This is a genomic window from Trinickia sp., from assembly GCF_036503415.1.
GTDB lineage: Bacteria > Pseudomonadota > Gammaproteobacteria > Burkholderiales > Burkholderiaceae > Trinickia.
The window spans coordinates 21863-37430 of sequence record NZ_DASXWY010000191.1; the positions used below are offsets into that span (position 1 = coordinate 21863).

Consider the following 15568-nt stretch of genomic DNA (forward strand, 5'->3'; position numbering starts at 1 on the left):
GTGCAAAACGAAGGGGGCGCGAACGCCCCCTTCGTTTATCCGGCCGGCAGACCGGCTCGATAGGACCTTATTGACGCTGATAGATCTCCGCGCCGCTCTTCACGAATTCGACCGCTTTCACTTCCATGCCTTTTTTCAGTGCGGCCTCTTCGGAGACACCCTGCGCCGCCGCGAACTCGCGCACGTCCTGCGTGATCTTCATCGAGCAGAAGTGCGGGCCGCACATCGAGCAGAAGTGCGCCACCTTTGCCGAGTCCTTCGGCAATGTCTCGTCGTGGAATTCGCGCGCCTTGTCGGGATCGAGGCCGAGGTTGAACTGGTCTTCCCAGCGAAACTCGAAGCGCGCCTTCGAGAGCGCGTTGTCGCGCACCTGCGCGCCCGGATGACCCTTCGCCAGATCGGCCGCATGTGCCGCGAGCTTGTACGTGATGATGCCTTCTTTCACGTCGTCCTTGTTCGGCAGCCCGAGGTGCTCCTTCGGCGTCACGTAGCACAGCATCGCCGTGCCGAACCAGCCGATCATCGCGGCGCCGATGCCCGACGTGATGTGATCGTAGCCGGGGGCGATATCGGTCGTCAGCGGTCCGAGCGTATAGAACGGCGCCTCGTCGCACCATTGCAGCTGGAGATCCATGTTCTCCTTGATGAGCTGCATCGGCACGTGGCCCGGGCCTTCGATCATGACCTGCACGTCATGCTTCCAGGCGATTTGCGTGAGTTCGCCGAGCGTCTTCAGCTCGCCGAGCTGCGCTTCGTCGTTGGCGTCGTACACCGAGCCGGGGCGCAAGCCGTCGCCGAGCGAGAAGCTCACATCGTACGCCTTCATGATTTCGCAGATATCTTCGAAATGCTCGTAGAGGAAACTCTCCTTGTGATGCGCGAGGCACCACTTGGCCATGATCGATCCGCCGCGCGAGACGATACCCGTCATGCGGTTCGCCGTGAGCGGCACATAGCGCAGCAGCACGCCCGCATGAATCGTGAAATAGTCGACCCCTTGTTCGGCTTGCTCGATCAGCGTGTCGCGGAAGATTTCCCAGGTCAGGTCCTCGGCCTTGCCGTTGACCTTCTCCAGTGCCTGGTAAATCGGCACGGTGCCGATCGGCACGGGGCTGTTGCGCAGGATCCATTCGCGCGTTTCGTGAATGTGCTTGCCCGTCGAGAGATCCATGACGGTATCGCCGCCCCAGCGAATCGCCCACGTCATCTTGTCGACCTCTTCGCCGATCGAGGAAGTGACAGCCGAGTTGCCGATATTGGCGTTGATCTTCACGAGGAAGTTGCGCCCGATGATCATCGGTTCGCTCTCGGGGTGGTTGATGTTGGCGGGAATGATCGCCCGGCCACGCGCGACTTCCTCGCGCACGAACTCGGCCGTGATCTCGCGCGGCGCATCGGCGCCGAAGGCGGCGGCCCCAAATGCCTGGCCCGGGTGCTGACGGCCCATCATCTCGGCGAGCTTCGTGCCGGTCGGCCCGCTCGCGCGCAAGCTCTCGAGGTACTCGGCGCGCCGCTGATTCTCGCGAATCGCGATGAACTCCATTTCCGGCGTGATGATGCCGCGACGCGCGTAATGCATTTGGGTCACATTGGCGCCTGCCTTCGCGCGGCGAGGCGTGCGGTGAAGACCCGGAAAGCGTAGTTGCGCGGTGGCCGGATCGGCTGCGCGCTCGCGCCCGAACGCGCTCGTGAGCCCCGCAAGCGCTTCGGTGTCGCCGCGCGCCTCGATCCAGCGCTGCCGCAACGCAGGCAGGCCCTGGCGGATGTCGATCTCCGCCTGAGGGTCCGTATAAGGGCCCGAGGTGTCGTAGACGTAGATCGGCGGGTTCTTTTCGCCGCCGAACGCGCTTGGGGTATCCGACTGTGTGATTTCGCGCATCGGCACACGGATGTCCGGCTGCGAACCGTTCACGTAGATCTTGCGCGAGTTGGGCAACGGGGCGACGGCAGCCGCGTCGACGCGTGCTTCCGCTGAGATGAATTTCGGGTTGGCGTTCATGCAAATCTCCTGGCATAGGGTTGCTAAAGCAGGAGCAGGAGACGGAAGGGAGGTCGGGTGATCGAGGCGTCTGAAGGTCCAGCGCGGTCAAACCCGTACGCTTCCCTGCGCTGGCATTATCCAGATCAGGTTCAAAGGGTGTTTCTCACCCGCGCGCATTCTCGCATCGATGGATGCAACAACACGACGCAGGACCCCCGCGTTAGCACCGCAGAAGATACAACGGGACGGCGGGCTTGGCAACCGGGCGAAATCCGTGCCTGCGAGCCCTTCGCCCCGCGTCATTGTGCCCAAGCGCCGGCGCGGCGCGCGAAACCCGTGACCGGGCATAATACGGGGACCTGTTCGGCGTGCGTTCGATGGCCGCCGTTCGCCGCACAATCGATACTGGCCCGCAATCGCCGTTGCGCCTCTGATCACCTCTATGTCTTTCCCTGTAGCCTGCGAGGCCCGAGCCGTTCCTGCGCATTGTGCGCCGGCCGGCGCGCTTGCCGGCGCGGCTTGCGCGCCGTCACCCATGCGAAGGGCGAGGCCGCCCAGATGAGGTTGCTTCGCTGGCTGCCGCGCTCCCGCGTCGGGCGCATCGGGCTCGCGCTCGCTGCGGTCTACCTCGCCTGGGGCTCCTCTTATCTCGCGCTGCATGTCGCGCTCGAGTCGTTTCCGCCGCTTTTGCTGTCCGGCCTGCGCAATCTTTTTGCCGGCATCGGCCTGTTCGTGTTCGCCGCGCGCCGCGCGAGCGCGTGGCCGACATTCGTGGAGGTCCGCAATGCGGGCATCGTCGGCACAATGCTCGTCGGCCTGTCCAGTGGGATGCTCACGTTCGGCATGAAGAGCGTGAGTACAGGCGCCGCCGCCGTCATCATCGCAACGGTGCCGCTTTTTGCCACGATCATCGCCGCGATTGCGGGGCGGCCCGTGGCACGGGGCGAGTGGGCCGCGATTGCGCTCGGGCTTGCCGGCATCGTCGTACTCAACCACGGCAACGCATCGAGCGCTCCGGCAAGCGGCAGCATCGTCATCCTCATGGCGGCGCTCGCCTGGGCCGGCGGTGCGCACCTGGCCAGCCGGCTCGCGCTGCCGGCCGATCTTTTCATGTCCACTGCGCTGCAGATCGGGCTCGGCGGCGCCATTTCGACGGCCGTGGCCTGGCTCGACGGCGAGCGCGTCGTCCAGGCCGGTTTTTCGGCGATCGCCGCCTTCGTCTATCTCATGCTGATTGCGACGATGCTCGCATACGTGGCCTATGGTTTCCTGATCCGCCACACGAGTCCCATCGTCGCGAGCAGTTGCATGTACGTGAACCCGATCGTGGCCGTGGCGCTCGGGGCCTTGATGCTTGGCGAGCCGGTCACCCGCTGGACGGTGATGGCGACGATCGCCATTTTGCTGAGCGTCGCGCTCTCGTTCTGGTTCGATCGCCGCCGCGCGAGCTGACACGGTAATCTCGATCACCGTTGCGCGAAGGCCTGCGCTTGGCTGCCTGCGCGCACCTGCGCCCGGGCGTCGTCCGACTCGCCGCGCTAAACGTCGCAAGGTCCGCACCGGATATGGCGCCCTGGCATTCGTCTGTTGAATGCCGCGACGCTCACGCCCCGAGCGGCATACCGTTTGCTCCCTGAAAGTGCCACCACAACAAACGGTAAATCAGGCGTGTTCCATTTCAGAGGTGCAACCATGAGGGTGATCAAAGGCATGGCCGCGTGCATTGGCGCGGCGCTCCTGCTGGCGGCGTGCGGCGGCGGCTCCGGCGACGTGGGCCAGGAACTTGGACTGCAAAATCCGCTGATGCATTTCATCAACGCATTCCCGGCGGGACCCAATCTCGATCTGCTCGTCAACGGCACGGCGCCGTCGGGGCAGACGAACGTTCCCTATAAGGGGGTAACCAATCTCACGAATGTCAACACCGGCAGCACCGTCGTGGCCTATACGGCGACGGGCACGATGTCGCCGCAGCTCGCATCGGGCACGTTCCCCGACGTCGCCAAAGGACACGAGTACACCGTCATTGCGCTACCGAGTACGAGCGGCTACGGCATAGGCCTGATCGACGATCCGTTCGACAAGGGCCTGCTGTCCTCCAAGGCGCGCGTGCGTTCGTTCAATGCGTCGGCAAACGCGTCGAATCTCGACATCTATATCGTCGCGCCCGGGACTCCGAGCGTCGTGGGCATGTCGCCGACGATGGCCGGCGTCTCGTACGGCAACGCCGTGCCGCCTTCGGGGCAGGATTCGAGCTATCTGTCGGGCGGCACATATATGGCCATCGTGACGACGGCGGGATCGAGCACGCCGATCTACGAGTCGGCGCCGTTCTCGCTCGGGAACAATGCGGACTGGCTGATCACCACCGTGCCCGCGAACACCTCGGTCAGCGCGCTGACGAACCAGCAGATTCATCTGCTCATCGCGCAGGCCGGCAATACATCGCAGCCGGCGATCGAATTGACGAATGCGTTGACAGGCCAGTGACGCGCGCGGCTGCGCGAGGACGGTTCCGCTTCGCGCAGCCCTAGCCGGCGGTTTTGCGCCCAGGGACATGGCGCGCCGCGGCGACGAGCGCGAACGCGAAGCCGGCCGCGCAGGTGCCGGTCCAGCCGAAGCGGCGCCAGGCCAGCGCGCTGGCCGCCGAACCGGTCGCGCCGCCGATGAAATAGCAGACCATGTACACGGTGTTGACCCGGCTGCGGGCATCGGCTTTGAGCGCATAGATGCGCGCCTGGTTCGAAATCTGCGCGGCCTGCACGCCGATATCGAGCACGATGACGCCGACGACCAGTCCGACGATGCTCGTCGCGGATAGACCGAAGACGACGAACGACAGCGCGACCAGCACGATCGAAAGCGAAATCACGGCGCGCGGCCCCCGCTTGTCGGCGAAACGGCCGGCGACAGGCGCCGCGAGCGCGCCGGCCGCGCCGACGATGCCGAAAAGACCCGCGGCCTGCGGGCCGAGATGAAACGGCGCGCGCGCGAGCAGCAGCGTCAGGACCGACCAGAACGCACTGAATGCAGCGAAGAGCGCGGCGCCCGTCAGCGATGCTTCGCGCAGCCCCGGGAGGTCGCGCGCAAGATGCCACATCGAGCCGAGCAGCTTGCCGTAAGACAGCGTGGAGGTCGGGCGGCTCTTCGGCAACCGCGCGATGACCACGGCAGCCAGCGCCAGCAGCGCGACTACCGAAGCCGCGAAGACCATCCGCCAGCCCAGATACTGAGCGATGAATCCCGCCGCGGTGCGCGCGAGCAAGATACCCAGCAAAAGGCCGCTCATGACCGTGCCGACCGCATGACCCCGTTCGGCCGGAGGCGCCAATTCCGCCGCGAACGGGACGGCCTGTTGCGCGATGGTGGCGAGCACGCCGATCGCGAAGCTCGCGACAGCCAGGATGGCGAGCGTCGGTGCGAGCGCGGCCACGCTGAGTGCGAGCATGAGGCCGGCGATCTGCATGAGGATCAGGCGCCGGCGATCGAAGCGGTCGCCGAGCGGCGCCAGCAGCAGCATGCCGGCCGCGTAACCGAGCTGAGTGGCCGCCGGCACCGCGCCGACCCACGCCGCCTCTTGCGCATAGCTGGCGCGCAAATCGTCGAGCAGCGGCTGGTTGTAGTAGATGTTCGCGGCCGACACGCCGGCAATCGTCGCGAGCAGCATGAGCAGCCCGCGCGAATAGTGGCGCTCGGGCTCGTCGCGGGTCGAATCGGCTGAGGCGGACACGAGCGGGTTCAATCGATGAGCTTGCCGCTCGGTTCGTAAAACGGATAGGGACCCGCGCCCTCGTCGATATACGCGTGATGCGAGACGAGCCCCGCCGCGCGGGTGTACTGATGCAGTGCGAATGCGGCAGGTTCGAGCCGGAACGCCGACGGTGCGTTTTCCCGCAAGTCGAGCGCCACCTGATGTGCGGGAGAGGGCACCGACATGGCGATCGTACCCGCGAAGCGCGTGACGATCGGCCGATGCACATGCCCGCAGATCACACGCTCGATATTGTCGAAGCGGCGAATGATGTCGGCGAGCCGGGTACTCGAGGTTGGGTCGAGTCGCTGGCGATCCATGTGGTCGATACCCGAGAGGAACGGCGGATGGTGTAAAGCGACGACAACGGGCTGCGCACGCGCCGCTTCGAGCTGTGCTTCAAGCCATGCGAGGCGTGTCTCGTCAAGCATGCCGCCGCTTGCGCCGGGTGTCCTCGAGTCGAGCGCGACAAGCCGCAGCGGACCGACATCGACGGCGTACTGCAAGAACGTCTCCCCCGTGTGCAGATAGGCGTGATCGTCGAAGACCTCGCGCAGCGCCTCGGGTTCGTCGTGATTGCCGATCAGCAGGTAGTAGGGGATGGCGAGCGGCGCGAGCAGCGAGCGCAGGTGCCGATATTCCTCGACGGTGCCGAGGTCGACGAGATCGCCCGTGATCACGACGGCCTCCGGGCGCGGCGCCAGTGCGTTGAGCCGCTCGATCGTGCGCGCAAGCGCTGCGGCGGTATCGACGCGCCGATAGGCCAGCGCGCCGGGACGTTTGATGTGTAGATCGCTGATTTGAGCCAGCAGCATGACAATCCCGTGATAAAAAAATATTCGTACCGACGTGCTCAAGGCAGCGCGATGAGCCCGTCGGAGTTCAGTTCGATGCCGACGGCATCGCCGGGCGTGAGTGGGAAGCGGCCGCCCGCATCGATCACGAGCGCATCGGGCGCGGCGCCCGTCACGGTCACGCGGGTGCGTTCGCCGAGGAATGCAACCGTTTCGACGACGCCGCGCAGCGATGCCCGGTGGGGTGCCACGAGACGCGCATCCTCGGGGCGGAAGAACAGCTCGACCTCATCCGCATGAGTCGCGGCGGCTGGCGCACCGCCGCCGCTCGCGATCGATGCGGGCAGCACGATCGAACCGCCGAGGGTGTTCAGATGCCCGTCGTGGCGATGACCGGCGATCCGGTTGAGCGTGCCGACGAAGTGCGCGACGTGACGCGTCTCGGGACGGTAGTAGATATCGCGCGGCGTGCCCACTTGCTCGATGCGCCCGGCGCTCATGACGACGATGCGGTCGCCGAGTTCCATGGCTTCCGCCTGATCGTGCGTCACGTAGATCGTCGTCACGCCGAGACTGCGCAGCAGCGTATTCATTTCGCGACGCAACGTGTCGCGCAGCTTTGCATCGAGTGCCGTAAGCGGCTCGTCGAGCAACAACACGCGTGGTTCGCGCGCGAGCGCACGCGCCAGTGCGACGCGCTGACGCTGGCCGCCGGAGAGCTTGTCGATCGGCTTGTCGGCGTGCGCTTCGAGCCGCATCATCGCGAGCAGTTCGTCCACGCGCCGGCGCGCGAGCGAGGGCTCCGTTCTGGCGATGCGCAACCCGTAGCCGACGTTTCCCCGCACATCGAGATTCGGAAACAGCGCATAGCTTTGAAAAACCATGCCGACTTGCCGGCGCTCGATCGGCAAATGGGTGACGTCGTCGTCACCGAACGCGACCGTGCCGCCCGCATCGGGGGTTTCGAGTCCGGCGACGATGCGCAGCGTCGTGGTTTTGCCGCAGCCGGACGGCCCCAGCAGCACGACGGTCTCGCCAGCCTCGATCGTGAGGTCGATCGGCTCGAGAACGCGCGTGAGGTTAAACGTTTTCGCACAGTGCGTCAGCGTGATCGGGATCGGAGTGAATTTCATCGCGGCGAACGAGAGGAGGGTTAGCGGCGCGCGCCGGCACGCTCGCGCAGCGCGCGCTGACCGGTCGCATCGAGGCCGAGCCACTGCATGGCGACGAGCAACGGCATCGTCATGAGAAAAAAGACGATCGTATAAGCGCTGCCGATTTCGATACGCAGCGAGGCGTAGGTGTCGGCGAGCCCGACGGGCAGCGTCTTCGTCAAGGGCGTGTGCAGCATCCACGTGAGGTTGAATTCGCCGATCGACAACGTGACGACGGCAAGCGCGCCGGCCACGATCCCCGGGCGCAGGTTCGGCAGCACGATGGTTGCGAAGCGCTGCCAGAACGTGGCGCCGAGACTGGCGGCGCCTTCTTCGAGGACGCGTAGATCGGCGCTCGCGGCGACCGCCGCGACGGCGCGCACCATGAACGGCAGCGTGAAGACGACATGGCCCGCGACGATGAATGCGGCGCTCGTGCGAAACGGCGCATAGCCACCATAGACGATGATGAGGGCAAGTGCCGAAGCAAGTCCGGGCAGCGCGACGGGCAAGACGAGCAGTTCTTCGACGATGCGCGCCGCGCGCGTTTTGCTGCGGGCGAGCGCATAAGCTGCCGGCACGCCGGTGAGCAGCGTGATGACAAGCGTGGCGGCTGCCACTTCGAGCGAGAGGAAGACCGACGCGTGATACTGCGCCCAGACCTGGGCGACCCAACGCAGCGTCAAGCCGCTCGAAATGCCCCGAAAGTAATTGACGGTCAAGCCGGCCATGATCGACATGACGACGGGCACCACGAGAAAGGCCGTGAGCGCAAGCGTGACGGCCCATTGGCCGAGCGCGAGCAGATGCCGCGCGCCGATGCGTCGTGCCGTGCCGCGCGTGCCGCGCTTCGTGTCCGTTTTCGTATCGACGAGTGCGCTCATGCGGGCCTCACGCGGTGGCCGCGACGGTCGAGCCCGTCAATCTGCGTGCGAGCGCGAGGACGAGCCATGTCACGAGGCCGAGCACGATGGATAACCCGGCCGCCGTCACCATGTTCGCGTTGAGCGTGAATTCGGTGTAGATCGTCATCGGCAGTACGTCGATATCTGTCGCCAGCGTGAACGCCGTGCCGAACGCGCCCATTGCCGTCGCGAAGCAGATCGCGCCGGCGGCGATGAGCCCGGGCGCGAGACCCGGCAGTACCACGTCGCGCGTAACCTGCCAGGACGACGCGCCGAGCGAGCGCGCCGCCTCCTCGAGCGCCGGATCGAGCTTCGTCGCCGATGCCATCACGGTGACGATCACGCGCGGAATCGAAAAATAGAGATACCCGCAAAAAAGGCCGGCCATGGAGTATGCGAAGACCCATTTGTCGCCCGTGAGCTTTTCGGTGAGCGCGCCGATGAGCCCTTGACGGCCGGCCAGCATGATGACCATGAAGCCCACGACGACACCCGGAAACGCGAGCGGAAAGGTGAGCAGCGCGACGAGCGTGCCTTTTCCGGCGAACGTGCGGCGCGCGAGCAGCAGGCCAGCGATGACCGACAGTACGAGCGTAGTGAGCGTGACGGCTGCCGACAGCGCGACGGTTGCGCCGAGACTGCCCATGTAGCGCGGGTTGGCGAGTAGGGCGCGATACGTTCCAAAGGCGTGCCCATTGGCGCTCACCTGGGCGAGCACACCCATTGGCAGCAGCCAGAAAGCAAGGAAGATCGCGAGCGCAGGGGCGACGAGCGCGATACGCCAGTGCAGAGGGAAAGTGATGTCTTGCATGTCGAAAGCCGCGGTGAAGCGGCGCCATACCGCCGCACGGGCGTCGCGAAGAGCGGTGCGGCGCCCGTGCCGGATTGCCTGTGCGCGTCAGGCGCGTTATCTCGTTTTCAAGTAATCCTGACCGAATTGCTGCTGCTTTTCCGCCATTTTCGCGAAGTCGACCGTTTTGGCGCGCGCGTATTCACTGGCCGGCAGGAATTTGGCGGCAGCCTCCTTGCTCATCGCGCTCGCGCGTACCGGGCGCAGGTAAGCGTTGGCCCAAAGCCGCTGGCCTTCGTCGGACAAGACGAAGTCGAGCACTTTCTTGCCGTTTGCCTCGTGCGGCGCACCTTTGACGAGACTCATGACATAGGGCACCGTGATCGTCCCTTCCTTCGGGATCACGAAAGCCACGTTCGCGTGGTCCTTGTATTCGGCGCGATAAGCGTCGAAGTCGTAGTCGATGAGGATCGGAATCTCGCCCGAGAGCACGCGGGCATAAGCCGTTTGCTTGGGCACGATTGGCGCATTCTTCTTGAGCTTCTCGAACCAATCCAGGCCCGGCTTGAAGTTATCGAGCGTGCCGCCCAACGCCTGATTGACCGCAACGGCGCCGGCATAGCCGACGAACGCGCTCGACGGATCCAGATAGCCGACCATGCCCTTGTATTCGGGCTTGAGCAGATCGGCCCACGATTGCGGCACCGGCTTGCCTTCGAGCGCATCCTTGTTGACGAAAAAGCCGAGCGTGCCCGAGTGGATGGCGAACCAATAGCCTTGCGGATCCTTCAGCCCCGCGGGGATGTCGTCCCAATGGGCGGGCTTGTAGGGCTGCACGACGCCCTTGTCCTTGGCCTGGAACGCCGACGATACGCCGAGATAGACGACATCGGCGACGGGGCTTTTCTGCTCCGCGATGAGCTGCGCGATCGCCTGGCCCGAGTTCTTGTTGTCCGACGGCACGGTGATGCCCGTCTTTTCCTTGATCGCCTTGAGCTGGCTGGCCCAATCGGCCCATTCGGGAGGGCAGTTGTAGCAGATCGCGGTCTCTTCGGCCTGCGCCGTGGCTGCGAACGACAGTCCGAAAACGCCGATGGCCGCGGCGCTCGCGACGGCGAACCTTGCGAGTCTTGCCCGGACGGAAGCGGGACGACATTTCACGTGAGGTCTCCTTGCATGCAAACAGAGGGAAGGACGAAACACGCGCCTCGCGTGTCAAGCGAAGCGCGTCGTTGGAACGGATGCGCTCGATGTACTGAACGTACTCGATGTGCCCGGTCAGACGGCGGGTCGCTCCGGCAAGGAGGAGCCGCCGGTGCTCGACAGCGCGCCGATCGTTCCGCCCATGCGCACCGAGTGCGGGAGCTGCAGCGAGAGCGATTCGCCGTCGTCGGCCCCTTCGATGCGGGCCATGAGACGCCGCCAGGCCGTACTGCCGATGTCGCGGTTTGGCGTGCAAACGCTTGCGAGCGGCGGCGCGAGCAACTCGCCGATGGCGAGGCCGTCGAAGCCGATGATCGACATGTCGCCCGGCACCATGAACGAGGCGCGCCGCAGCCCGCGCATGACGACCATCGCGAGCAGGTCGTTGCTGCAAAAGAGCGCTGTGGGGCGCTGCGCCCCCGAGCTCAGATGGGCCAATACCGATGGCGCGAGCTCGTCGGCGTTGAAATCGACTTCGAGCGCCGGTGCCGGCGTGAGTCCGGCACGCAGCATCGCCTCCTCGTAGCCCCGAAAGCGCAGCCGCGCCCGGTCCGACTCGGCGAGGGTGCCGGCCAGCATGACGATGCGTTCGTGGCCGTGTTCAATGAGCATGCTGACAGCGTCGAACGCCGCGCGGCGATTGTCGACCGATACCGACGGCCGTCTCACGGTGTCGTTGTGCATGAGCACGTAGCGCATGCCGTCGCGGTCGAGCTCGTCGAGCAGCGGGTGGGTATCCGCGTCGGCCACGGTGAGTACGAGCCCTTCCACGCGCTGCGCGAGCAGCGTCTCGATGGCATGGCGCTCGCGCGCGGCGTCGTACTGAGTGGTCATCAGCATGAGCCGGTAACCCTGGCTGGAGGCGAGATCGTCGATGCCCTGAAGGCATTGCGCGAACACCGGGTTCGCGACCGTAGGCAGAACGATCCCGACGAGGCGCGTGCGCTCGCCGCGTAACTGGCGACCGAGGGGGCTTGGCCGGAATTGCAGTGCCTCGATCGCCTCTCGAATTTTCGCCAATGTCACACGGTTGACCGTGTGCGGTGCGTTGATTGCACGCGACACCGTCGCGATCGAGAAGCCGGCGTAAGCGGCCACATCCTTGATGGTATGTTTCATCGCAGTGGGTACCGTCCCGGTAGAGCTGAGGGATGAAAACGTTTACGGTGCAACGATTATCCGAGCCGATTATGACTGACACGTGACGTTTTTGGTCACATTTTGATCGTAAAAAATGGAGGCTGCCGCTTGGCGCGGCCTTACCCGATGGGCATAATCGCTCGCGCTTCATGCGGGCGCCCGGCGGTCGAAGGCCCCGTTGCTCTATTTTCACCGTTTTGTCAGCAAAAAAGGAACCAACGCGTGACACTTGCCTTTCTGATTTTCCTGAGCGTCCTGCAGGGCGTCACCGAACTTTTTCCCGTCAGCAGCTTGGGACATACGCTGCTGGCGCCCGCGCTGATGGGCATGCACATCGATAAACACGCGCCGCAGCTGATTCCGTTTCTCGTTGCGCTGCACCTCGGCACGGCGCTCGCGCTGCTTTGGTACTTTCGCAAGCGCTGGGTAGCGCTGTTCGCGGGTTGGTTCGCCATGCTGGGCGGACGCCGCAACGACGAAGGGCACATGATGTGGGCGCTCATAATAGGCACGATTCCTGCGGGAATCGTCGGTCTGCTGCTCGAAAAGCGTCTGGAGCGGGTATTTCACGATCTGAGAATCGTGGCGGTGGCGTTGATCGTGAATGGACTGTTGCTCTGGGTGGGCGACCGGCTGCAGCGCGCCCGGGCGCACAGGCCGCCTGAAGCGCTGACGTATCGCCAGGCGTTTTTGGTCGGGCTCGCGCAAGTCGGGGCGCTCGTGCCCGGTTTCTCGCGCAGCGGCCTCACGATGATTGCGGGCAACGCGGCTGGGCTGACGGCTGAAAAGGCGGCGGAGTTTTCGTTCCTGCTCGGCACGCCGATCATTTTCGCCGCGGGGGTGTTGGAACTGCCGAAATTGTTTCATGCGCCCGGCCAGCTCGCCGACGCGGTGCTCGGAGGTGTCTTGACGGCCATCGCGGCCTATCTGAGCGTGCGGTTCCTGATGCGGTATTTCGAAGGCCGGGGGCGGCTTGCGGCGTTCGGTGTCTATTGTGTTCTTGCCGGCGCGGCATGCCTGATCTGGTTTTTGACGCATCCGCAGCCGGTTTGAGCGAAGGGGCGGGCGGGGCGGCCGACGGTGAACGGCGGCCCTGCGGCCGTTCGGTTATAATCTCGCCCCCGACGTAGGCACCGCTTGCGTCGCCGTACAATAACGGCTTCGCCTCCCCATAGTTCAACGGATAGAACACGGGTCTTCTAAACCTGAAATCGAGGTTCGATTCCTCGTGGGGGGGCCAAATATCATCCCAACGTTTCCCGTCGTCTACCAAAAAGCCTAGCCCGTCTCGAGACAGGTGTGCGCCGGGCGAATTCCTTCGAGGCGATCGCGAGCGCATGGCACGAGGCGAAACGTCAGCGACCTGCAGAGGCGCCTGGCGCTAAAATTCATGACGCTGATATTTGTACGCACGGGCGAATTGCGGCATGCGGAGTGGCGCGAGATCGACGAGGCCAAGGCGGAACGGCGCATTCCTGGCGAGAAAATGAAGATGCCGTCGCCGCACATCGTGCCGCGGTCGACGCAGGCACGCGGGCGATTCGTCAATTGCGCGAGCGCCGCCGGATGATGCAGTGGTGGTGGGGATTATCTGGAGCATCAAAGCATCGGCGCACGGTCGATGCGCGAGGATGAACGTGAATAGCGACTACATTGTCTTTGTCGATGAAAGCGGGGACCACAGCCTGACGTCGATCGATCCTGAATATCCGATTTTCGTGCTGTGCTTTTGCGTCATGAAGAAGGCCGACTACGCCGACACCGTGGTGCCGCGTCTCAAAAGGCTGAAATTCGAAACGTTCGGGCATGACTGTGTGGTACTGCATGAAATCGATATTCGGCGCAAGCGGGGATATTTCTCGCAGCTCAGCAGGGAGCCGCGGGAGGCGTTCATGGGCGCGCTGACGCAGGTCATCGTCGATACGCCGATGACAGTCGTCGCGGTGGTTATTGATAAGCGAAAGCACAAAGAGAAGTACATCAACCCATACAATCCGTACCACATTGGGATTCAGTTCGGACTCGAACGAGTGCGGCATTTTCTGCGCCTCAATGGCCAGCACGAATCGCTTACCCACGTGGTGTGCGAGGCGCGAGGTGCAAGAGAGGACGCCGATCTCGAATTGGCGTTTAGACGAGTTTGCGACGGCGGTAACAGCTCTAAGAAGCCCTTCAACTTCGACGTTGTGATTTGCGACAAGAAGGCTAACTCGGAGGGGCTGCAGTTGGCCGATTTGATGGCACGCCCGATCGGTCTGCATGTCCTCCGTCCCGACCAACAGAACCGCGCCTACGACGTACTGTCGGCGAAATTCTTCAATCCTGGGACGGTCGTTGCCGGGAACGGCTTAAAAGTATTCCCCTAGAAAAGCGAAAGGCCCCAAGGTAGTCCCTGGAGCCTAGCGCCGGCCGCGTAGTCGCAACCCATTTATGCTAACAAGTCTACTTCGTAGCGCCCGGGCGCGTCAAGCTGGCTAGACATCGCCGCCCAGGCCGCCCCACGCGGCTTTTTCGCGTATGCAGCGCGACTTCCGCCGGAGGCTAGTGGGAATGGGGGAGAGCCTCTTCCGTACGGCGGGTGCATGCGCGGAGCCGATGCTCATCGAGCTCGTCGACAACGTCCCACCGATAAAAGCCTCAGGGATTCAGTGGTCTGCAGTGCGATTCCCCCGAAAAGCCCGCCTCGTGCGGGCTTTTTGATTACCCATTTCGAATCGATCGAGATTCGGTACGAGAACCCGCAAATCGCCTATCACAGAGCCTAATTGAGATGGCTGGTAATTAAAAAAATCAGACGAAGAGAAGTGTAGTTGCGATTGGAATATTGAGATAACTCAAATCTATTGCCCGGTGCAGTCCCGTCCGTTAGAATCGATCGCCCATGCCAATCAGCATGATGAAAGGCGTGCGATACCAATGCGGCGCGAATATCGTCTTCGCGTCAGCGCGGAAATGAGAAATTTCGACGATGCAAATCGAAATACATCTGGCATACATCGTCATCTATATATTCCAGCAATATTAAAAGTCAGTTTTTCATTCATTCCAGATCGACGGGCAATTGAGAATCGATGGTCGTTTGCTCGAATCGACTAAATAGTTGCCGAGGGCACAAGCGCATGCAGTCCAGAAAAATCCTGTTGTTATCCCGACCGAAGCATCGAATACGTGTCGTGCTGCTCGACGATCATCCAGTCGTCGCGCTCGGCGTCGAGACGTTTTTGCGAGGATACGCCGACTTCGAAATCGCACAGACCGTTTATTCGGCCGATGCGCTCTTTGCCGCGATCGAATCCGACACGTTCGACGTCGCCTTGGTCGACTTCTATCTGCCCGACGACCGTCTGGACGGCGCCGCGTTTATCCGTCGCCTGCGCGTTCTGGCTCCGTCGCTCGTCATCGTCGTGCTGTCGGCGGCGCGCAGCGCCGACGCCGAGTGCGTCTGCCATCGCGCCGGTGCCAACGCCTTTCTCGAAAAGGCCACGCCATTGCCGCTCATCGCGGATGCGGTACGCGAGGCGGTCGGCTCGCCGCGCAAGTTCTTTGCCGCGCGCGACGGGAGAATCGAGGCCATCGTGCCCATGCCGCGCGAAGATACGCTCTCATCGGCCGAGATGGAAGTACTGCGCTATATCGGCGAGGGGCTTTCCGTCTCCCAAACGGCCGAGCGCCTGCGCCGCAGCAAAAAAACAGTCAGCACGCACAAGCGCAGCGCCATGCGCAAGCTGCAAGTCGCCGACGATCTCAGTCTCGCGCTCTATCTCAAAGAGAAATTCCGCGCTTGAGCGCGGACCCAACGCATGAGCTCGGTCTTCGATGAATTGCGTCGCACGATGCGTCGCGCTTGGAT

Annotated in this window: 13 protein-coding genes, 1 tRNA gene, 1 pseudogene and 1 riboswitch; of the genes and pseudogenes, 7 read left to right on the forward strand and 8 right to left on the reverse strand. The window is 63.7% G+C overall.

Translation table 11 applies throughout. The annotated features are described in order from the left end of the window. Positions 1-67: 67 nt before the first annotated feature. Complete coding sequence (thiC, locus tag VGL01_RS22745; RefSeq protein ID WP_331573391.1) at positions 68-1999, reverse strand: phosphomethylpyrimidine synthase ThiC; 1932 nt, start codon at positions 1997-1999, stop codon at positions 68-70. Positions 2000-2083: 84 nt separating this feature from the next. Next, a riboswitch (TPP riboswitch) is annotated at positions 2084-2208 on the reverse strand. A 331-nt stretch (positions 2209-2539) separates the two neighbouring features. Here thiC and VGL01_RS22750 point away from each other — a divergent pair. Together VGL01_RS22750 and VGL01_RS22755 are read left to right on the forward strand one after the other, a co-directional pair. Then, positions 2540-3433: an EamA family transporter gene (locus VGL01_RS22750; protein WP_331573393.1), complete on the forward strand. Its 894-nt coding sequence runs from the start codon at positions 2540-2542 to the stop codon at positions 3431-3433. 240 nt (positions 3434-3673) lie between these two features. Then, positions 3674-4471: a DUF4397 domain-containing protein gene (locus VGL01_RS22755; protein ID WP_331573395.1), complete on the forward strand. Its 798-nt coding sequence runs from the start codon at positions 3674-3676 to the stop codon at positions 4469-4471. A gap of 40 nt (positions 4472-4511) precedes the next feature. On the opposite strand, the gene VGL01_RS22760 is transcribed toward VGL01_RS22755, so the two are convergent. From VGL01_RS22760 to VGL01_RS22795, 7 genes are all read right to left on the reverse strand, one after another. Beyond that, positions 4512-5711 carry an MFS transporter gene (locus tag VGL01_RS22760; protein WP_331573397.1) on the reverse strand — a complete coding sequence of 400 codons (1200 nt, stop codon included), beginning with the start codon at positions 5709-5711 and terminating at the stop codon, positions 4512-4514. 8 nt (positions 5712-5719) lie between these two features. Next, on the reverse strand, positions 5720-6547 hold the full coding sequence (locus tag VGL01_RS22765; RefSeq protein WP_331573399.1) for a phosphodiesterase: 828 nt from the start codon (positions 6545-6547) through the stop codon (positions 5720-5722). A gap of 38 nt (positions 6548-6585) precedes the next feature. Continuing rightward, positions 6586-7659: an ABC transporter ATP-binding protein gene (locus VGL01_RS26065; protein WP_349257078.1), complete on the reverse strand. Its 1074-nt coding sequence runs from the start codon at positions 7657-7659 to the stop codon at positions 6586-6588. Positions 7660-7679: 20 nt separating this feature from the next. Continuing rightward, complete coding sequence (locus tag VGL01_RS22780; protein WP_331573402.1) at positions 7680-8564, reverse strand: ABC transporter permease; 885 nt, start codon at positions 8562-8564, stop codon at positions 7680-7682. Positions 8565-8571: 7 nt separating this feature from the next. Beyond that, complete coding sequence (locus VGL01_RS22785; RefSeq protein WP_331573404.1) at positions 8572-9396, reverse strand: ABC transporter permease; 825 nt, start codon at positions 9394-9396, stop codon at positions 8572-8574. A gap of 96 nt (positions 9397-9492) precedes the next feature. Then, positions 9493-10470, reverse strand: coding sequence for an ABC transporter substrate-binding protein (locus VGL01_RS22790; RefSeq protein ID WP_331573419.1), 978 nt, complete (start codon positions 10468-10470; stop codon positions 9493-9495). Between the two features lie 183 nt (positions 10471-10653). Then, entirely contained in the window at positions 10654-11697 is a 1044-nt protein-coding gene (locus tag VGL01_RS22795; RefSeq protein WP_331573406.1) for a substrate-binding domain-containing protein, read from the reverse strand. A 243-nt stretch (positions 11698-11940) separates the two neighbouring features. Between VGL01_RS22795 and VGL01_RS22800 the strand changes: the two genes are divergently transcribed. The 5 genes and pseudogenes from VGL01_RS22800 to VGL01_RS22820 all read left to right on the forward strand — a co-directional run bounded on the left by VGL01_RS22800 (position 11941) and on the right by VGL01_RS22820 (position 15503). Then, positions 11941-12771, forward strand: coding sequence for an undecaprenyl-diphosphate phosphatase (locus tag VGL01_RS22800; protein WP_331573408.1), 831 nt, complete (start codon positions 11941-11943; stop codon positions 12769-12771). Between the two features lie 112 nt (positions 12772-12883). Beyond that, a tRNA-Arg gene (locus tag VGL01_RS22805) sits at positions 12884-12958 on the forward strand. Positions 12959-13078: 120 nt separating this feature from the next. Further along, positions 13079-13249, forward strand: a pseudogene (locus tag VGL01_RS22810) (integrase); the annotation flags it as partial. A gap of 106 nt (positions 13250-13355) precedes the next feature. Continuing rightward, positions 13356-14084 (forward strand): DUF3800 domain-containing protein, encoded by a 729-nt coding sequence (locus VGL01_RS22815; RefSeq protein ID WP_331573410.1) that lies wholly within the window; start codon positions 13356-13358, stop codon positions 14082-14084. Positions 14085-14837: 753 nt separating this feature from the next. Continuing rightward, entirely contained in the window at positions 14838-15503 is a 666-nt protein-coding gene (locus VGL01_RS22820) for a response regulator transcription factor (protein ID WP_331573412.1), read from the forward strand. Positions 15504-15568: the final 65 nt, after the last annotated feature.